General features: G+C 62.5%; 17 protein-coding genes. All 17 read right to left on the bottom strand.

Annotated features, from left to right (window positions below; genetic code table 11):
* Window positions 1-308: 308 nt before the first annotated feature.
* Window positions 309-3092: a conjugal transfer protein TraG N-terminal domain-containing protein gene (locus F1002_RS15640; protein ID WP_150429982.1), complete on the bottom strand. Its 2784-nt coding sequence runs from the start codon at window positions 3090-3092 to the stop codon at window positions 309-311.
* A 33-nt stretch (window positions 3093-3125) separates the two neighbouring features.
* Complete coding sequence (locus F1002_RS15635; RefSeq protein WP_150429981.1) at window positions 3126-4574, bottom strand: conjugal transfer protein TraH; 1449 nt, start codon at window positions 4572-4574, stop codon at window positions 3126-3128.
* Complete coding sequence (traF, locus tag F1002_RS15630) at window positions 4571-5428, bottom strand: conjugal transfer protein TraF (protein WP_150429980.1); 858 nt, start codon at window positions 5426-5428, stop codon at window positions 4571-4573. The genes F1002_RS15635 and traF (F1002_RS15630) overlap by 4 nt, the downstream gene beginning before the upstream one ends.
* An 8-nt stretch (window positions 5429-5436) precedes the next feature.
* Window positions 5437-5811 carry a hypothetical protein gene (locus F1002_RS15625; RefSeq protein ID WP_150429979.1) on the bottom strand — a complete coding sequence of 125 codons (375 nt, stop codon included), beginning with the start codon at window positions 5809-5811 and terminating at the stop codon, window positions 5437-5439.
* Entirely contained in the window at window positions 5808-7928 is a 2121-nt protein-coding gene (traN, locus tag F1002_RS15620) for a type-F conjugative transfer system mating-pair stabilization protein TraN (protein WP_150429978.1), read from the bottom strand. The genes F1002_RS15625 and traN overlap by 4 nt, the downstream gene beginning before the upstream one ends.
* A gap of 9 nt (window positions 7929-7937) precedes the next feature.
* On the bottom strand, window positions 7938-8696 hold the full coding sequence (trbC, locus tag F1002_RS15615; RefSeq protein WP_150429977.1) for a type-F conjugative transfer system pilin assembly protein TrbC: 759 nt from the start codon (window positions 8694-8696) through the stop codon (window positions 7938-7940).
* Window positions 8683-9711, bottom strand: a complete 1029-nt coding sequence (gene traU / locus F1002_RS15610; RefSeq protein WP_150429976.1) for a conjugal transfer pilus assembly protein TraU — start codon at window positions 9709-9711, stop codon at window positions 8683-8685. Before traU ends, trbC begins: the two co-directional genes overlap by 14 nt.
* Window positions 9708-10340 (bottom strand): type-F conjugative transfer system protein TraW, encoded by a 633-nt coding sequence (gene traW, locus F1002_RS15605; RefSeq protein ID WP_191090430.1) that lies wholly within the window; start codon window positions 10338-10340, stop codon window positions 9708-9710. The genes traU and traW overlap by 4 nt, the downstream gene beginning before the upstream one ends.
* Complete coding sequence (locus tag F1002_RS15600; RefSeq protein ID WP_223879635.1) at window positions 10337-10621, bottom strand: hypothetical protein; 285 nt, start codon at window positions 10619-10621, stop codon at window positions 10337-10339. The genes traW and F1002_RS15600 overlap by 4 nt, the downstream gene beginning before the upstream one ends.
* 124 nt (window positions 10622-10745) lie before the next feature.
* Window positions 10746-11342, bottom strand: a complete 597-nt coding sequence (traF, locus tag F1002_RS15595; RefSeq protein ID WP_150429974.1) for a conjugative transfer signal peptidase TraF — start codon at window positions 11340-11342, stop codon at window positions 10746-10748.
* The gene (locus F1002_RS15590; protein WP_150429973.1) at window positions 11339-11707 is read right to left on the bottom strand and encodes a hypothetical protein; all 369 of its coding nucleotides are present in this window, start codon (window positions 11705-11707) and stop codon (window positions 11339-11341) included. The genes traF (F1002_RS15595) and F1002_RS15590 overlap by 4 nt, the downstream gene beginning before the upstream one ends.
* On the bottom strand, window positions 11704-14271 hold the full coding sequence (traC, locus tag F1002_RS15585) for a type IV secretion system protein TraC (RefSeq protein WP_150429972.1): 2568 nt from the start codon (window positions 14269-14271) through the stop codon (window positions 11704-11706). The genes F1002_RS15590 and traC overlap by 4 nt, the downstream gene beginning before the upstream one ends.
* Before the next feature lie 7 nt (window positions 14272-14278).
* Entirely contained in the window at window positions 14279-14860 is a 582-nt protein-coding gene (traV, locus tag F1002_RS15580) for a type IV conjugative transfer system lipoprotein TraV (RefSeq protein ID WP_150429971.1), read from the bottom strand.
* Window positions 14857-15675, bottom strand: coding sequence for a DsbC family protein (locus tag F1002_RS15575; protein WP_150429970.1), 819 nt, complete (start codon window positions 15673-15675; stop codon window positions 14857-14859). Before F1002_RS15575 ends, traV begins: the two co-directional genes overlap by 4 nt.
* Window positions 15662-17047, bottom strand: a complete 1386-nt coding sequence (locus F1002_RS15570) for a TrbI/VirB10 family protein (RefSeq protein WP_150429969.1) — start codon at window positions 17045-17047, stop codon at window positions 15662-15664. The genes F1002_RS15575 and F1002_RS15570 overlap by 14 nt, the downstream gene beginning before the upstream one ends.
* Complete coding sequence (locus tag F1002_RS15565) at window positions 17044-17925, bottom strand: type-F conjugative transfer system secretin TraK (RefSeq protein ID WP_150429968.1); 882 nt, start codon at window positions 17923-17925, stop codon at window positions 17044-17046. The genes F1002_RS15570 and F1002_RS15565 overlap by 4 nt, the downstream gene beginning before the upstream one ends.
* A complete protein-coding gene (traE, locus tag F1002_RS15560) occupies window positions 17912-18478 on the bottom strand; it encodes a type IV conjugative transfer system protein TraE (RefSeq protein ID WP_150429967.1) in 567 nt (188 codons plus the stop codon). The genes F1002_RS15565 and traE overlap by 14 nt, the downstream gene beginning before the upstream one ends.

Raw genomic sequence — 18478 nt, 5'->3', positions numbered from 1 at the left:
GACGGCATTTCCGCGTTTAGCCTGATGTCAGGAGGTCGATATGCGGAAATTTTTCTTCTTCGCGATCCTGGCGATTGGTGCAGGGATCGGGTTGCTGTTCACAGTCGCCACAAAGGGTGATTGGGGGTTAGGGCTAGTTGCGTTGGGGGCAGGGCTGCTCTTTGCGATACCAATCGCCGGTGCTTTGACGGGCTTTGGACCAAAGCGCAGAAAATCTCGGCGGCAGTGGCGCAATCCAAAGACAAGCGGTGTGCGCGCATCTCTCTTCAAAGGGGATGTTCCAATTCGGCGTTGGGATCGATAGTCTGCTATTTCTTCGATTTGAGCAGGTCTTTCACGACGTCCTTTGTGTTGTCTACGGTTGCGCCAGCGTCATCTCTAACCTGTTTCATGGTCTGACCAAGTAGTGACTTTCTAGATGCCAATGTCCCGTCACCTGTCTTGATGATTTCAGCCTTGTCGTCGAATTCGCCACGCTTCGCCGCGGCCTCGCCTTGAATTCGGGCGGCACGCTGCTGCACTTCCTCGCGTACGGGCGAAGGTGGTTCGGTTTTCTGATCCAGTGGACGACTTGGGTTGCTGCCAAACCGGGATGCCTGTTTCACATGAGAACGATGGACAGCGTTGATGTCCGGTGTGCTGGCGACATCACGCAATTGCTCTTTATGGAGGTCGCGGACGTCACCAAAGGAAGTCGGGAGGCTGCTCCCATCCGAAATAACCCGGTTCGGGCGCAATGACTGGCGAGCCAGTTCTGCCGACATCAAGGCGTGCGCGGCGGCGCTGTTGCCCCCGTAGGTCTGGGCGTACCGGAGGAACATCTCCATGTTGTGCGGGTCTTGGGCTATGTCGATGGAGATGGACTCCCCTTTGTCGTAGGCGGACGATACACGTTCCGCAAAACTGGTGCGGTCGGCAAGGGTGGCATCCGCCCGCTCAGAACGGGCCCGCGTCGAACCGAGGCGGGACGACATCTCGCGGGCCTCGCTCGCATCGTTCGAGAGCGCCTGCAAATAGCTGCTGTCCCTCGATACCCGGTCACCGAATTGTTTGAAGGCTACCAATTGCTCCCCGCTCAGGCTGGCCAACGCTTTCTGTTCCTGGGCGGAAAGGCTCGACTGGTAGGACTTGTCTGCGCTGGTGTGAAGGTCAGCGCCCGCGACTTTGGCATTCACGCCGACATGGGCGGCCGCACCGAAAGCAATACGTGCGACCTGCGCCTGGCTGAGGCCAGTGCTCTGGGCAACGCTTTGCGTGATCTGATCCAGCTGGTTCAGCGTGTCGCCCATTTGCTCGAAGCTGCTGGTGCTGGAACCGCTGCTGTTGCGCGTGGAGCGAAGCTTGTTGAGGCTGCGAGAGAACACATCAGATAGTGCGGCCGATTGCTCCGTGGTTGCCGTCGCGGCTTCACCGCGTGCTGCGTCGACCTGTCGGCTGGCCTGCTGTACATCCTGTTCCGAGACACGCATTGAGACCACGCGCGAAGCGAATCCCTGATTGCGTAACAGGCTGACCGCAGTTCGGCCAGTGAGCGCGTTCGATGAGAAGGTGTCGCCGGTTAGATCGTTCTGCCAACTGCTCATGAATGCCGACGTACGGTTGGGCGCCAGTTGCATCTGGTCCATACCGACATTCCCCATCGAGACGTTACCAACGGTGGCGGCCGAGGTACCGCCCGAGATCATCCCTTGCAAGCCCGACAAGCCACCGACCAGTGCGGTCCCGAAGTTTTCCATACGCTTCAGGGCAGCCCAGGCAATGAATGGAATGCTGATGGCGAGGTAACCGACAACGGCCTCCCCTGAGATTGCCCGCGAATAGATCGTTGAAGCCGTCTGCAACGCCAGCGATTTGCCCCCCGTTCCGAGGTCCGCAGCGGCGGCGAGGTCGTAGGCTGCGTAGATCGACGCCATGTAATTCAGGATGGCGTAGAGCGGCGGCCACAACTGGATCCAGATCAGTATCGCCGCATAGCCTTTGAAGGCGAGCATTGTCTCGCGACCGCTGGTGAGCAAGAGCAACAGGACCATGAGCGGAAACATCGCGTAGGTCACGGCCTCGACCACGTTGCGGAACACGGGCAGCGCCTGTTCCGCCACCTTGCCGTAGTTAAGCCAAGTCGCGTTCTGCTGGGCCACCGCTTGCGCTCGACCAACTGCCAACACCATCGCTGCCGGGTCGTTAACCTTCTGACCGACGATCTTGCTGGTGTCCTCGATCGCATTGAGCATGGCGTTCTGCCGGATGAGGTCGGCAGCCGTTGCCGCCGCAGTGGCGATGCTGTTCTTGAGATAGGCTTGCTGGATTTGTCCGGCGATGGCCGCTGCCGCAGCTGCGCCGGGCAAGGTCGGATTGAGCTGAAAGGCCAGACGTCCTTGGATACGGCTGATCTGGGCGGGCAGTCGCCCGTTGAGGCTCAGATACACATTGGGGCAGGTATCGACGCCGACACTGCCGCCGGCTCCGGTCAGCGTACTGAAGCGCGCCGGATTGGGTGAGGCCATCAACGGCCAGACATCATCCGATGCAGAAAAGACTGCCGGATCGAGCGTGCCGTCGATCAGGTCGTAGGTCGTGCAATTGTGGATGAAGTTGATCAGGTCGGTGCGGAAGGCCGGGTCCTGGAAAACCACATTGCCGGTCTCGCGGATCAGACGGTTGCCGAACATCAGGCCGTTCTGTTGATAGCTCAATTCGACCGGCAGGGCTCCGGCGCCCGGGATAACCTGGAAGGCTGTTTCGAACAGGCTGGTCAGCGTATTGCCGATTGTGCTGGTGATGCTGCCCAGCGCGGCCACGCCGAAGGGCACGTTGCCGACGATCTTGACGGCGGAGCCGCCGGTCTTGTCCACGATGCCCACCGTGACCTTGGGCACGATCAGTACCGAGAAGACCAGCACGACTGTGCCCAGCCACTTCCAGCCTTGCAGCTTCTCGGGGGCGAACGCATAGGCGACCAGGGCCGCCACAAAACCGCAGAAAGCCACGGCGGCCAGGGCGGCGGCGTAATCGCCTGAAGCGTGAATCGCCGCTGCAGCATTGAAGACGCCGAACAGGCTGTCGGCGTTCTGGTAAGCGTAGATTTCCCACATGGCGCTTTCTCCTGTCGCGCTATCGCTTCGTTTCTACTGCGACAGGTAAGCGGCCTGCTGGCCGAGCATGTCCATTACGTGTTGCGGCATGCTCGAACGCAATTGGCGTTCGAGTTGCTCCAGGTGGTTCGATACCGCCCGGAAGGAGCCGACCTTCTGGTAAAGGAGATTTTTTTCCTGGGAGAGTTGCATGAGCATGGCCTGTGCCCGCTGACGGACCTGGTTGGCCTGCTCGCGTTGCGACTGCTGCAGGGTGTAGTTCTTGTCCAGCGCAGCCATGCCCAGGCGCAGATTGCGTTCGAGAAAAACATAGGCGTAGTCGGCGGCAATCACGTCGCGGTACTGGGCGATCAGGCTGTCGGCCAAGCCCGATCCGGGGATGCTGGTGCCGATGGAGAGCATCTTGTAGACCGGCTCGGTGGTCTGGTTCACGAAACCGACCTCGGGCGAATTGTTGGGGATGGCGGTGCGCGTCGTGATCTTCTCGGCGATGGAGCGCATGATCGCCTCGACCTTGGCGGTAAAAGGCGTATGGGTGTACGTGGTGTCCAGGGTGACGACGTCGCAATTGGTGTAGTCGTTGCATTTCAAAACATGCTGCACGACATCCGTGCCGGCGGCCGCACCCTGGCCATAGAGCAGCTGGCTGATCGAGGTCAGCGTCGGGGCGATCGGCTCGGGGTCGCGGGCCGACTCTTCCGGGTAATAGATGATCGTTCCGACCAGGCTCATGATCAGTTCGCGCTCCTGGTCATCCAGATAGGCGCCGGTGTACTGCAAGGCTTTCCAGGTCAGGTTGCCGACGAAGGGGGCCTTGTTTTTTACCTTCGGGTCGCCCGAAGAGCGTGCCGTGGACAGAATGCTCGGCCGATCCGTCGCGCAGCGTCGACGTGCCGCATCGCGATCGCTTTCCATGCCCATCTCGATGGCCAGATCGGCGCAGGTTTCCTGGGAACTGTAGCCAATCGATTCTGCCGCCGTGCTGACAATGGCCTTGGCGGTTTCGCAGGAATTGATCCGGGCATTGTTGATCCAGGTCTCCAGTCCCTTGGCCCATTTGGTCAATCCGCCGAGCAGTGGCGAAACTGCTTCCAGGGCGAGCTGGAAAGCGATTCCCGGCAGCGCCGCCGTGATGTTCCTAAGCATGTTTTTGAATTCGGTCGCCGAAATGTGCGAGAAGGAGCCGCCAAAGACGTCGATGCCGCCGCAGCCTGCCTTGGCGCTGGGGAACTGGATGGCGGCCAGCTGATAAACCTTGTTTGGCGAGCGCATCATCAGATTGCCGCCGGTGTAGGTATTGAAGGTCTGGCCGCGGAAGGCGCCGGGTGCCGTGTAGTTACCGATGGCACCCAGATTGTTGAACATGTTGTTCACCTCGCTATTGAGGTCGCCGGCCCGCAGTTCAAAGGATGGGATCGCCAGCAGCAAGGCCATAAACGTGGCAGCGGCCCGCCGAAAGGCGGAATGGTCATAATGATTCATGGCGCCTCCGGGGGCAGGGCGAGACCTTGTGTGGTTGTGGTTTGCATGGCCTCGGCTTGCGGAGCGGCCACCGTGGCGATGCGTTCGAGCAACTGGGATTCCGAGAGCACCCCGAAGCCGATGGGGCTAATTTTTCCGGTAAAGGGTTGAGCCAGAAAAACGGCGGGTACCTGGCTGACTTTCAGCGTGGTGGCGATGCCGTTGTCCGGGCGGGCATTCGGGAAACTCGGCAGCGGACCGCCGTCCACGCTGATGGCGATGACCTGGATGCCGTGACGGGCCTGGAAAGCCGCCAATGTCGGTGCGAAGGCATGGCAATACGGGCAGTCCGAGCGGTAGAAGAAAAACAGGACGTGATCCTTACCGAGGTCGGCGATGGCACGCGAGCGATCCGCCAATTCGATTTGCTCGAAGACTTCCAGTGCCTTGGCATTGACCGGGCGGCCCTGCTGCGTCGGGTCGAGTTGCGGTGTGGCCCAGGCCACACGCTGTGCGATGTCGGCGAAATGAGAGGCGCGGGCGACGACCTGGGACTCCAGTTCCATGTAGCGTCGAACATTGGCTTCGCTCGGGCGCATGATGGCGATGTTGCGAGTCTCCTCCAGGGTTTTCTGGAGCCGTTCGAATTCGAGCAGTTCCGGTGCTCGTTGCGCTTGAGTGGATGGCGTAGTTGCTGTGGTCTTGCCCGGTGGCAGCGGAAGTTCGTGTTCCTCGGGGGCGGGGGCTTCATAGAAATGCCAGCCGCGCCAACTGTCGGCCCAGTAGCGGGAAGCATCCTGAGCCGCTGCACTATGACTGCCGAGCATCACGGCGCAGGTCAGCAGCACGAAAAAGGGGCGGTTGCGGCTAGGCATGCGTGGCTCTACTTCAGGGAGTGCGGTGGCTGGCCATCGAGGCAGTAATTGATGCCGAAATCAATCGTCTGGCGGCGCGGAGTAGAGGCACCGGGCAGTAAAACCCCGTCCTGCCAGAACCTGACGTTCAAGCGGGCACAACCCGCCTGGGCGTAGCGCTTCTCGGTCGTGACATCGATATAGATCGGCGAAGTGGCTGCAAAGCGCTGTGTGAGCGCGTCGGCAATTTCGCCGTTGAGGATGCCATGGGCTTCGCCATTGACGGATTGGAGGGCGGCCAACATGACCGGCCGCGGATCCGAGACTGGGGCTCTGGGGATTTCGTCGGCGAGGACGAGCGAGGCGAATCCGGCGAGCAAGGCAGCGGCGTAGGCGATCTTCATTGGCACTTCCCCTGACCGTAGTAGCAGGTTGTCAGGCGTGCGGCGTTGCTGCCCTGTATTGCGCCGGCATTGGGCAGTGTCGGGACGATGGAGGCGTAGAATTCGGTCAGATTCATGGCCGCAAAGTCGAGGCTCTGCAGTTGGGCGATGGTGAACCCCGAGCAGTCGGGACTTTCACCCGAGCCCCAGCCCTTGCCGACTTGCACGCGGCCCTGCTCATTGACGATGCGGGCCAGTTTGCTGTTAAAGCAGCACTTGCCGGTGCTGTGTTCGATACAGGAGACACAACTACCGAAAATGCGGATGCAGGAGGAGCACCAGGTGCCGACGGTATGGCACAGTCCGGCCCCTTCCTTCATGGCAAGTTTGCCTTCCTCCTCGTTGCAGGACGACATCGACATGATGATGTAGATCACCACCGCGATGACCAGGGACCAGGGATCGAAGGCAATTACCAGGTTCTCGCCGGAATAGAGCACGGCCGAGCTGGCCGGTAGTGCCGTGCCATTGACTGCGACGGTGATGCCATAGCTGGTAAAGCTGCCGCTGAAACCGCCACCCAGCAGCAAAGCCTGCATGCCCTGAACGAGGAATTCGCGGTTCTGGGAATTCATCAGGACGTCGTAGACCAGGCTCGAGCCGGTACCGAACAGGCTCTGGTTGGTCATGCCGGCGCCGGCCGAATCCGAACTGCAGCAGTTCTTCAGCAGGCGATCGCGGCAACGGTTGCCTTCGCCCTTGAACACCCGCATATTGGTTGTGTCGAGATACACACCGGCTTCGCGTCCGGCTTCCATCAACGACATCGAACGGGCGAAGTCGCCATCGTTGGTGTAGCTGGTGTTGAAGCAGTTGGTTCCCAGGCAATAGACGTTGGTCGGGCAGTTCGAGACGGTAGTTACGGTCTGCGCGGGGACCGGGCAGGTATAGGTGTCCTGGGTGACCTCACACAGCCCGCTGCCCACGTTCATCTGCTTGCAGGTACTGCCGGCTGGCGTGCAGCCGCTGCTGACCAGCGGTGCGCACTCGTCTACCGGGGCGCCCGAGGCGCAGGTCAGCGTGCGCTCATAGGACCAGCAGGCACGGGTCACGGCGCGGCCTTCGATGGCCTTAGTTGCCGGGCCGTCGACACAGGTGTCGGCAGTGGTGACGGTGCAGCGTCCGCCCGCATTGAGTGCGGCACTCTTGTCGACCCAGACATCGGTCTCGTGTTGCACCATGGCTGGCTGAACGAAAGACAGGGGCAGGTTCCACTTCAGCAGTCCGCCAAAGCTACTGAACTGAAACGTGTAGTTGCATGTGCCAGCCGTGCAGCCCGAACCCGGCATCATGCTGACCGTGAACGGGCTCCAGCAATACCCCGACCAATGCGGGGAAAGGTTGGTGACATAGGTGGCCTGGGTGGCCGGTGCTGTCGGCAGGTCGACGGTCTGCCAGCCAATGCAGGCTCCTAGCCCTCCGGCCGCATAAAAACGGAAACGCTGCATGTTGTCGTTACGGATTTGGCATTGCGCTTCCGCCACCATGTAATCGGCGCCGTTGCGGTTGACCTGGCCATGGGCGACCCAGGTGCCTTCAACGCAACTGGGCCGGAGGTCTATCTCAACCGTCAGATCGCGTCGCGTCGTGTAGTTGCCGACCCCGCTGTAGCGGTTGCAGAGCTTGGTCGTGGTGCCTGCGGCTGTGCTGACTTCGGCGGTGGTGCAGCCCGAGTAATAGTCGGCCACGCTGCCCAGAACAGTCGACGGATTCCGAGCGACGTCGCGGGCAGCAGTGACCGCCGGATCGTAGGCGGAGATCGCCGGGCGGGGCGTGTTGGCTGAGGTCAGTGCCCCATCCTGGGCCTGGCAGACCGGGTCGCTGCTACTGGTCGCGCAGGTGTTCAGTCGGACGTTGGCCGCACCCGACAGGTTGGGCTGGCCGTAATATGCCGTTTCGGGGGGCGTCGTGGTGTATTCCGGCACGACGCCCGAGGCGCTGGGCATGTTCACTGTGCCGCGAATGTCCGGGTTGGCCGCCTGGCCGGCGGCTGAGCCCTCTTCAAACGGCCCGGCGATAGCGGCGCTCTGTGTCGTAACGAAACAGAACAGGGTGATCCAGATGATCGGTCGGCGCATAAGGATCACCTATCCTTTGATGCGTTTCAGGAAGATATTGGCGGCCGGGCTGAAGCCGGGCGCCGAGCGCTGCATGTGCTCCAGCGCGTAATCCAGGCTGACGTCACCGGTCGACCGCAGGAAACTGTCGGCGGGTGCGCAACTGCCGCTGGCACAGGCAACGGGACGAGTCCCGTCGCGCACCAAGACGAAGCTGGGTACCTTGCTGATGGCGAAGCGGTCGAAGGCCAGCGGATCAATCTGGATGGCGACCTGCTGTTTGCCGATCAAGCCCTGGACCTGGGCAACCGTGTCACGTAGCGAACCGTTGGCGAAGCCGCGGATGACGATGGTGGCCTTGGCCCGCGCCGCCTGGTCGACCAGGCGTTGTAGTGTGGCGCGGGGTATCGTCAGGCTGACAAAGATGAACAGCCCTGGCCCGGTAGCCAGTCCCTGCGCCTGAGCCGTCGCATCCGATTGAGCGGCATAGCCGCGAGCCAACGCTTCCAGATCGACCGGCACGGGCGTCGCCGGTTGGGGTAGTGCCTCCAGATTCGGGCCATTCAGCGGTGCGGATCGGTGCTCGGCCCCGCTCGGCAGGGCATACTTCTGCCGCGCCAACTCGATATCCTGCTCGGTGACCGTGGGAGTCTCACGCCGAGCTTGTTCGATGTCTGCCTCCGTGACGACCGGTGAAATCTGGGCGTAGGCTGGGATGCTGACAGCGAGCGTAGCGCCGAGGCCGAGGATCAGGGGGGCAATGGTTCGATGGAAGTCAGTAGCCGACACAGCAGTTCCTTTTGCGAAACAACATGAAGGCGAAGTCCTCGCCGCGCACCGGGTATTCCTTGCCGGCTCCCCAGAGCACGGTAGTTCGCCCGAAGGGCTGGCAGCAGCGGCCGGCCTCTTTGTCGGTGTTGGGAATGGGATAGGTGAGCTGGGTTTTGTAGGCAGTCTTGTCCATCACCGGTTCGAAGTACGGTCCGCACAGACCGTCTTTGCCATGCCAGCCCCAGGCCACCAATTCGCGGTGCATCTTGGCGCTCAGGCGCTGGGCCATCAGCGCGGCCGTCCGCACGCCACCGAGGTGGTAGGGGACGTGGCCGTTGAGCGGATAGACGCCGCCCTGACACCCGGCGCACCAGAACATTTCGCGGATGCCGAAACCGACCGAGGCGGCGACGCAATCGGCGGCGCAAGCGGCAATGGCGACCGGATTGGCGAACAGCACGGCATCGGGATTGAGGATAAGGGTCAGTTCGTCATCGGCCCACAAGGGATCGACTTCGGTCATATAGGCCAGGTCGAAGGAGCTCTTTTCCAGGCAGGGAAAGTCGGTGACTACCTCCAGCCAGTACATCACTGGGTTCAGGTAGTAATGCGCCTGATAGAAACCACCACCGTCGCCGTCGCCTTCCGGCCGGGTGAAGCGGGCTGCCTCGGGGGCCGGGATGCCCGGATCGAGGTCGATGCCGCCGAGCGAGACAAGGCAAAAAGGCTTGCGCACCACTTCGACATGGCGGGCTGGCTCCCAGAAGCCGATGGACAGTCCGACGATCGGATTGACCACGCAACTGCATACGGGATTGGGCGGGTTGTCGGTGTCCTCCTGATCACCGAAATTGGCGATGCGCGCACTGCCAATGCTGATCGGCAGGATGCAAGACCAGCAGATGTCGGTGATCGGATTCGGAAAGTTGCCGGTGCAGGTTGCCGTGCCGACAGCTAGGGCCGGCAAGGACGAGAGGCCGAGGAACAGGGCCAGGAAAATAGGGAGCCTGTTCAAGAAGTAGCGTTGGCTCATCGCACGATCTCCAGTTCATCGATACGCAGTCGCATCCCTTCCTGCGATACCAGGGCCGGAACCTGGGTAATGCCCAGGCGGCGGGTGAGCAGGCCCTGCTGATCGAAGTAGACCGGCATGCGCCACGACTTCATCAGGTCGAGGTAGGAGCCGCCGACGAGGATCGGTTTGACGCGCCCTTGGTAAAAGGCGAGCAACTGTCGGGCACGGCTGACCTGACGTGGGTCGCGTCCATCGAAAAAGAGCAGGTGCCGGGACAGCGACACCACTTCCAGCGGGTTCTTGCGGGTGCCGGCGGCAAACAGCAACTCGCCCCGGGGGCCGAGAATGTTGCGATCGAGGATGAAACTTGGATCGAAGTAGAAGGTCCGGGCTATCTCTGTCGAGCGTACCCCTGCGACCGGCGGCGGGTTTCTCACGGTGGCGATGCCGCGTTCGCGGGCCTGTTCTTCGAGGCGCTTGAGTTCGCCGCTACGTTCCTTGTCGCGCAACCGTTGCTCGATCATTTGCAGCAGATGCGGCTCACTGATTTCATAGCTTGGCCCGATGACGCCGAGATCAATGGCCTGCGCGCCCGGTGCGACCAGAAGTGCGAAGAGCAGGAGCGAAGTGGGGATCCAGCGTTTCATCGCGCCACCTTGCCCGGGCAGCGAATCTGTCCGGCGAGTTGTTCGCGCCCGGCGCGGTCGCCCAGATGATTCGCCCGAATCAATGCCATCAGTGCCGGATCGCCGTCACCGTCAGCCATGGCCCGGCGTAATTCGGTTGGCGTCAGGGGGCGACCGCAGCGTCGGGCGAAAGCGGCGAGGTAATCCCGCGCCCCGGCTTCGGCGGCAGGGGCGATTTGCCGGAGCAGGGCGAGATAGTCGGCCAGGGGCACGTTGTCAGAAGGCTCAACGCCTTGCGTCACTGGGGTGCTGGTTTGTTGGCCGGGCAATATGGCACCGGCCAGAGGCTTTTGGGCCCATGCGGTAGAAAATGCCAGAAGACCGAACAAGCCGAGGGTAAAGAGGGGGCTGGCCATGGCTGGCGTCTCAGAGCAGCGGGACCACGACGCCGATCAACTGCTCCTCGCGAACCAGGCCACTTTCCTGGTAGCGCGAGTCGAAGGAGTCGGGGCTGGTACCCTGTACGTAGTAGTAACGGGGTGGAATGACAGTCGGCGCAATCGGGGCGAGTGGCCTACGGTCGTAGGCTTGTGTCTTGGCGACCCCAACTTCCTTGCCGTTGATGGCTACCTGTCGGCCGGTGACGGTTACCGTATCGCCTGGCAAACCGCGCACGATCTTGAAGAAAGGCTGGCCGCGCAGTCCCGGATAACGCTGCTGCGCCTCGCCGGCAAACGAGAAAATGACGAAATCACCGCGCTGCAAGGGATGCTGGCCGTGCCGCAGCCAGGCAACGCGATAAGGCAGGCTCGGCGTCCAGTTGAAAAGAACCGGTACGCGCGGTGTCGCGTCGACGAAGAGGCGGACATAGGCCAGGCTCCAGATGGCGACGATCGGCAGGTAGAGGTACCAGCGCTGGCGGGCATGGTGCAGGAATTCTCCAACCCACCCGAGGATGCGCCAGCCACGGCCGGGACTCGCTGCTGGACGGGCGTCCACCCGCTGAAGAGGATTGCTGTTCATGGGGCGGTCACCTTTCTGCGCAGTACGGCCGTCAGATCGACGGTATTTGGGGTTACTCCGGCCACAGCCGTCTTGAGGACGACCAGGCAGCCGCATTCGCGTGGCAATTCCTCGAGGGCGACCGGCAGGCGCTGGGCAAAGGTTCTCGCCATGAATAGTGCTTTTTGCCGGTCTTCCTCGGAACCGGCCTTGGTCAGGATCTGGGTGAATTCGGCTTCCTTGGCGCGGTATACCTCGGCCACGTCGACCACACCGATGACCAATGCGGGGCGCAGGACGAGTCGGTCGTAGGCCGTTATAGAGGCGCTGACCACGAGGAGCGTCAGCAAGCCCTGGCCTAAGAGTTGGGAGATGTTCGGTTTCATACCGTGTGCCCCCGATGGCGCAGCAATTCGCTGATCGCCTCGTCGATGGACAGGCCCTGGGCGCGCAACTCGTCGATCGGGGCGTTGTCTTCCAGCTTGTTGGAGAAGAGCAGGTGGGTGGCCGGATCGAGGATGTTGCGGGCGACGCCTTCGCCGACCGGCGACGAGATGTACAGCTCGGAAAAGACGCCGGCTTCGGTGCGAAGGGAATTGAGCAGGCGCTTCTTCGGTTCGTCCATGGTCAGCCGCCCCTTGCGGTCGAGCATTTCGATGGACTCCGGTTTCTGACGCAGCAGGAAGACCCAGTCCGAACAGTTGAAGGCCGCTTCCATCTGGGTCGAGCCGTAGAAGTCGTCGGCGCTCTGGGTCGCCGTGCCGAGTGCGCCGCCGTACTTGCGGGCGCGCCGGGCGGCTTCCTCGATGACGGCGGCCTTGACCGGGTCGTCGGCGCCGATGTCGCCCAGTTGCTGTTTCAACTCGTCGACGAAGAGCACCTTGCGCCGGTTGCGGGTGAGGTACATCTCGCCGGTGATCCGGTGCAACAGCAGGATATTGACGACCGCGTGCAGGTCGGGCCGACGTTTCAGTTCCTCGTTCTCGATGACGATGAAGTCATTGGAAAAGTCGATGTTGTTGCGGCCTTCGAAGAAGCGCTCGTATTGCCCGCCCTGGGAATACGGGTTGAGCATGATGGCGAGGTCCTTGATGCGCTGGTCGCCAACCACGCCCAGTTCTTCGATGGTTCCGCTTTTGAAGGCGTCGCGCAGTCCGGTAATGCGCAGCTCATTGCCGTATTCGCGCCAGAGCTTGAGGACCATGGCCGAGATGGCCTTGTACTGGACTTCTTCCAGGGTGTGCTGCATCGAGCACATCTTGGCGATACCGGGGACCAGCATGTCGATGTCTTCGTTGATGTCGACGATGTGGGTGAATGGGTCCAGGCAGATGTCCACGTCGGGCCGGAACTCGATATAGGTACCGTTGGCCTTGCGGCACAGCTTCTCGAAACTGCGGCCGAGATCGAGCATCCAGACCTTGGCGCCGATGGCGCGGTAGGACCAGGCCATTTCGTTCATCAGCACCGACTTGCCCGAGCCGGGGGCACCGATGATGGCGAAGTTGTAGTTGCCGAGATCGTTGTCGAAGATGTCGAGGGTCATCAACTGGCCGCGTCGCCCGCCAAAGACCAGGGCCGGCGTGCGCGTGCCGCGCCACTCGGCAATCAGCGGGGCCATGTGGATGGCGTTGGCCATGGTCTTGCGCGTGACGCGGCGCATCTTGACGAGATCCTTGTGGAATTTCTCGGTCAGTGTCATCGGCAGGCTGGCGAGCAGGGCCTGGCGGTGCATGTAGGCGTCGGCGTTGAGCTGGAAGCCGCGGCCGCGCCAGATCGCATTGGCCGCTTCGTGGGCGGCGACCGCTTTGCTGGGTGCGGTGAATATCGCCAGCTGGTGGTAGAGACTGACCAGGTTGCCGCCGGTATCGATGGCATCGGCCGCCGCCGTCCAGTCCTGCAGCTTCTTGTTGACGTCCGGCATGACGTCGGCCATCTTCGATTTGGCATTCTGCGTCGCCCGTACGTGGTTGGCGGTGACCACCGACTTGGTGATGTTGGGGTCGAGGACTTGGACGCCGAGGGTGAGCAGAAAAGGCGCGCTGTATTGCAAGGCCGGCTGCATCAAGTCGCCGATCAGCGATCCCATCTGCCACAGGGCGAAGCGTTCCGGAAAACTCTTGATCGAATAGAAGCGTGCCTCCAGAACGTCGGGGCTGGCTTCCTTCCACAAGGTCAGGCCGCTCGGATGCGGGTCCTGGATGGTGTCGAAGTCCACGATCTGATCGCGCAATTCGCGACCGTCGTCGTAATTGAGGTCCGGCGCATCGGTCTGCGAGATGCGGTCGGGGTTGGTGAATAGCGCACACCAGTTGATCAGGTCGGCGGCATCGCAGACGCGATTGGGCAGCGAGGCCGAGCGCAGGCTGGACGACATCGAATCGCGCAGGGCGAGCAGTTCGTCGCGCTTGTTGAGGTCTTCCGGGTCGCCCGGAAAGGCGACGCTCAGCATCAGGCGGAAATCCCGGATGGTGTAATGGAAACCGGCGGTCAGCGACTTCTGTGCCCCTTGCAGCAGGTGCTCGACGCGCTGGCGGGCCAGTTTGCGGAACAGGTTTCCGTTACGGGCCGGGCGGCCCCACTGTTTGGCCTGCTCGGCCTGATCCTCATCTTCGACCCGCAGATTGGCGTACTGGCGCAGCTGGCTGCGCACCTGGGGCGAGGCGAAGAGATGGAACTGGATACCGGTGCCCGGCGGGCAATTGGCGTAGAGCGAGATCAATACTTCCGCCATCCGCTCGTCGGCCCCCGACTGCGGCATCAATTCGAGCAAGACGCCCATGCTGTCGCGGTTCACGAAAATCTTCTCGGCGGCGAGATAGCCAGAGTAGGGCAGCCAGTTGGCAAACTGTTCGGCCGGTGTATCGGCCGGCTCGCCGAAGGGAAAGCGTGGCGCATGGGCGTGCTTGTGCCGGTGGGCCGAGTGCTGATCGCGGTGGACGGTGTTCATCTTGACCTCAATGCGCAGAGCCGGTGCCGGGCCCAGAAAGGGGTGGGCGTTGCAGCATGGGTAGGGGCGGCGGTGCGCTGGCGCCGGGGTCGGCGGCCGCTTCCGTGGCTGGCTTGGGCGGAGGCCTCAGTGGCGCATAGGTATCGCGGATCTGGCGTTGCACATGGTCGATCTGCCACTGGCCGTTGTCCACCTGGACATAGACGTAGCCCTGATCGTAGAGATCGCCGTCGGCGTCTTCCCAGGGCTTGATCCACAGCCGCAGGATGCGGGCCTGGGTACGTAAGGGACTGGGCGTCACGGTCATGCCGGAAGCGTTGGCCGTCGCCGAGGCAACGGGATGTCCAACCGTCGGGGAGGGGCTGTCTTCGGATGCTTCGTTCTGGCGGCGGGCGGATCGTTGGGCCTGCTGGCTGGGCAGGTTGTTGTGGAGGGCGTTGGCATAGGTACCGGATACCGAGTCGCAGGCGACGCCATCGGGGGCCTTGCAGGCGTACTTCGAGTCGCCGCCCAGGCCGGACATGCTCATGCAGGCGCTCAAGGGGAGAAGCAGGCAGACGGCACCCATTCGCAAGACCGGCGTCTTCATGGCTGCTTCTCCGGGACTGCTTGCGAATTGGCTGCTGCGAGTCGCGATTCGAACACAGCTCGTCCAACATAACCTTCGCTACGGCTACCATCCGCCCAGATCAGCGTCGGTGTCCCCTGTACCCCGAGTTGGCGGGCCAGTGCCAGGTTGCGCCCGATCGGGTGGTCGCAGGCAGCGCCGGTGTTGAGCAGGCTGTTGTCGCCATCGAGCATCAGGCGCCGCCAGGCTGCTACGCGATCCGTCGAGCACCAGACGGCGATCGGTTTGCTCTCACCCAGGAAAGGCAGCATGAAGGTATAGATGGTGATGTTGTCGAGGCTGGCCAGCTCTGCCTCCAATTGTTTGCAGTAAGGGCAGTTCGGGTCGCTGAACACGGCCAACTGGCGCTGGCCGGCGCCACGCACGGTCTTGATGGCATCGCTCAGTGGCAACTGTTCGATGCGGATCGGTGTCGCCGCGGCCGTCTGGCTTTTCTGGGTTGTTTCATCGAGTATTTTTGTTTTGCTGGCCTGCGCCAGTTTCGGGCCGGTTAGGTCGCTCATGCGCTGGGTGTCGAACAGATGGCCGAAGAGAAAGTAACGTGGTTGCCTGGCCGAGACGTAGGCTACGTTGCCGTTCATCCAGACCTCATAGAGACCGGCGACGGGCGTGCGGGCGATACTCGAGAACAGTGTTCCCGGATGGGCCTTCTGCAGCTTGGTCAGCAATTGTGCTTCGTCGGGCGTAGCCGCATTGACGGCGAGGCCGGTGCCGAGAAGAGTTGTGCTCAAGGTGGCGACGAGCGCATGCCGGCGCATGGGTTTAGTAGTTGCCATCGTCTGAGGTCTCCAGATAACGGGTTTCAGGGGAATTGGCGAAGCGGGCGCTGGTCGGTTCGCCTGTCGTCATTGGTACGTCGATGCGCACGCCCTTGGTGATCACCACGTCGACCTCGCGGCCGGCGTCCACTTCGATGACCGGGAAGGTGTTCTCGGCGAGCTTGATGTAGTACTGGGCCAGCCGGTCGAGGGCCTTGCCGACTCCGGACCCGAGGCCGGCGCGGTAGGCTTCGGCACCGGTGGCGCTGGCCACCGTGCCGAGGGCCGACGTGCTGTATTCCGTCGACGAGGTGGCCAGGCCTTGGCCGATGCCGCTGACCACGCCGGCCAGTAGGGCGTTGGCGAGCATCTGTCCTTGCTTGGTGACTAGCCGCCCGCGCATGCCGACCTTGCCGTCTTCGCCATAGATCGAGCCCTGGATCTTGACTTCCAGCGTTGCGCCGTCGGTTCGGACGCAAGACAGACTCTCGGTGCGCAAATAGGCGCGCTCGGAGCTGATGTCGCCATAGCCGGCGGCCACCACGAAGCACTCACGGTATTCGGCGCGGAAGCGGTTGGGCAGGAAGGAGTTGTCTGATAGACGGATCAGAACCGGGTGCGGGTTGGATTGCGATTGACCGCCGGTTGGCGCATCGAGGCCACCGAGCAGCGTGCCGCGGGTAAAACTGACGGGCAGGAAGGTGGATACGGTTCGCGCAGATGCTGGCGCTCCGGCTCCTGTGGCGCGTTCGGCTTTCTCGCCGGTGCTGGCAAGCAGGGAGCGCTCGGCAACGCTGATCCGCGCAATCCCTGGGCTTGCGGCTTGCAGCGAGGCCGGCGCCAAGAGATCACCGGGCGTTCCACTCGGCATTGCTCCGGCAGGCAAGCCTTTGGACGGCGGCGGCGCCGGGGGCAGGCTCGCTGCCGGCGGCATGCTGTTCGGTATGGTCGATACGGGTGCGGGCGGCTGGGGCGTAGCGGCGGCCTGCTGGGTCGAAGTCAGGCGCTGTTCCAGTTCGGCAAAGCGCTGCATGGTCTTCGCTTCGAAGGTCTGGCGATCCTTGTTGAGTCGCCCCTGTTCCTCGCGTTCGTTCTCGTACTGGGCCAGTTTGCGCCCGGCCGTGCCGACCCATTGATCAACCGGATTGACCTGGGCGCCGGGTGACATCACGCCGATATTGGTGACCGAGCTGGCGGGTCCGGTGCTTGGTTGCGTGGTGCTTGTTTTCGGAGCGCTGGCCGTGAATGCGAAAATTGACCAGAGCAGGCCGACGCCACCGGCCATCAGGGCGCCGAGCATCGCGTACTGGCGTTGCCGCGGAGACAGGTGCTGCAGCAGTTGCTGCGGCAAGCTCCGCAGTGTCTGCATCCTCTGACGCGGCGTCGTCATGGCGTCTCTCCGCGGCGGATTACATAGACACTGGTGCTCTCGCCAGGGCGAAGATTATGGTGCTCGACGGCAATACCGACGACGCTGCCCCGCTCGCGGTCGAATTCCTGTTCGGCCAAGACCATGGGCGCGTCGCTGACGTTCTGCAGCATGTATTTCTCGCCGACCAGACCGCGCCCCTCATACTGGCGCACCCGCGAAAACCGCGCCTCGTTCCACAACGGGAGCGTGCCATGGGTTTCTTCGACCCGGACATCCGGTGGCACGCGATCCGACGCCATCGCCACGAGTAGCGCTTTCATGGCTCGTACCTGATTGGGTGACGGGCCAGCCGGAAGCTGGGCCGATGGCGCATGCTTCAAGGCCTTCGGTGTCCTGTCGCGAATGACGATCGTATCGGCCGGGGTATCCGAGCGGCGCAGCAGCAAGGTGTAGGTGGCGTTGGCCGATGCGACGAAGAGATTGATCGGCTTGGCGGAATCGCCGACCGGACGGACATAGATTTCGCCCTTGTCGCGGTCGCAGGTCAGGGCGATCTCGCCGGCCGGGTTGATCGGCGATGAGCCGGTACTGGCTGGCGTCATGCCCGGCGTGGCGGGAAGGGCAGCCACCATGCCACATTGGCTCGAATGGATATTGCCGAAGACGTCAGTGATCGACGCCCCTTCGATGCGAATGCGGGTCGGTTCCCGGATCGACAGGATGGCTTCGACCGAAGCGCCGTCGCTGGTTTCGATGACTTGCAGTGCCTGGGCGGGCAGGGGTATCAGGGGGCCGGCACATGCGATGGCCAGCACAGCGCCCAGCGTCCGTTCGTGTTTTGGTGCCGGCTTGGGAGCAGAGCCGGATAGGGCCGGGTGGGTATCAGTTGCCGACATTGGCTACCTCCTTGAAACTTTTCAGATGCATACGCGCACCGGCGTAGCTGAACTCGACTCGATAGGCCTTGAGGTCGTTGGCCGTCTCGAAGCCATTGACCAGGGTGCGTAGCCGCCCGCGGACGACGACGCTCTGCCCCTCTTCGCTGGGAACTAGTTGCTGGGGGGCAAACACGGTGGCGGCGTTGATGCGCTTCAGGCGTTCGGCTTCGACTTCCTGTCGGGTCTTTAACGGGCCGTACTGGTCCGGTTCGACGTAGCCGAGCAGGATGTCCTTCTTCCAGTCGATCGAGGCCGGCGTTACGTCGAGGACCAGCCAGGCGATGAAACTGCCCATCTGCTCGAGGTATTCGCTGCTCGCCTTGTCGCGGGTGACCCAGAAGGTCTTGTCGATCGAGGGCGGTACGACGACGGTGCGTACCGTGCCGAGCAGGTTGAGGATGACGATCAGGGCAAGGATCTGGCCGGCCGCCAGGACGCCCACGGTCAGACCGAGCCCCCGGTTGCGGCGGCGCATTTCCTTGATGTCGCCGTTGAGTCGTTCGAAGTCCAT

Origin of the sequence: Dechloromonas sp. CZR5 (genome assembly GCF_008711155.1) — a bacterium.
In the GTDB taxonomy this organism is placed as follows: Bacteria; Pseudomonadota; Gammaproteobacteria; order Burkholderiales; family Rhodocyclaceae; genus Azonexus.
This window is presented reverse-complemented; position numbering and strand designations above follow the sequence as displayed.

Excerpts from the sequence above, each read along its gene's own strand:
- F1002_RS15640 (WP_150429982.1), bottom strand. The coding sequence starts at position 3,092 with ATGTGGGAAATCTACGCTTACCAGAACGCCGACAGCCTGTTCGGCGTC.
- F1002_RS15635 (WP_150429981.1), bottom strand. The coding sequence starts at position 4,574 with ATGAATCATTATGACCATTCCGCCTTTCGGCGGGCCGCTGCCACGTTT.
- traF (WP_150429980.1), bottom strand. The coding sequence starts at position 5,428 with ATGCCTAGCCGCAACCGCCCCTTTTTCGTGCTGCTGACCTGCGCCGTG.
- F1002_RS15625 (WP_150429979.1), bottom strand. The coding sequence starts at position 5,811 with ATGAAGATCGCCTACGCCGCTGCCTTGCTCGCCGGATTCGCCTCGCTC.
- traN (WP_150429978.1), bottom strand. The coding sequence starts at position 7,928 with ATGCGCCGACCGATCATCTGGATCACCCTGTTCTGTTTCGTTACGACA.
- traU (WP_150429976.1), bottom strand. The coding sequence starts at position 9,711 with ATGAGCCAACGCTACTTCTTGAACAGGCTCCCTATTTTCCTGGCCCTG.
- traW (WP_191090430.1), bottom strand. The coding sequence starts at position 10,340 with ATGAAACGCTGGATCCCCACTTCGCTCCTGCTCTTCGCACTTCTGGTC.
- traF (WP_150429974.1), bottom strand. The coding sequence starts at position 11,342 with ATGAACAGCAATCCTCTTCAGCGGGTGGACGCCCGTCCAGCAGCGAGT.
- F1002_RS15590 (WP_150429973.1), bottom strand. The coding sequence starts at position 11,707 with ATGAAACCGAACATCTCCCAACTCTTAGGCCAGGGCTTGCTGACGCTC.
- traC (WP_150429972.1), bottom strand. The coding sequence starts at position 14,271 with ATGAACACCGTCCACCGCGATCAGCACTCGGCCCACCGGCACAAGCAC.
- traV (WP_150429971.1), bottom strand. The coding sequence starts at position 14,860 with ATGAAGACGCCGGTCTTGCGAATGGGTGCCGTCTGCCTGCTTCTCCCC.
- F1002_RS15575 (WP_150429970.1), bottom strand. The coding sequence starts at position 15,675 with ATGGCAACTACTAAACCCATGCGCCGGCATGCGCTCGTCGCCACCTTG.
- F1002_RS15570 (WP_150429969.1), bottom strand. The coding sequence starts at position 17,047 with ATGACGACGCCGCGTCAGAGGATGCAGACACTGCGGAGCTTGCCGCAG.
- F1002_RS15565 (WP_150429968.1), bottom strand. The coding sequence starts at position 17,925 with ATGTCGGCAACTGATACCCACCCGGCCCTATCCGGCTCTGCTCCCAAG.
- traE (WP_150429967.1), bottom strand. The coding sequence starts at position 18,478 with ATGGACTTCGAACGACTCAACGGCGACATCAAGGAAATGCGCCGCCGC.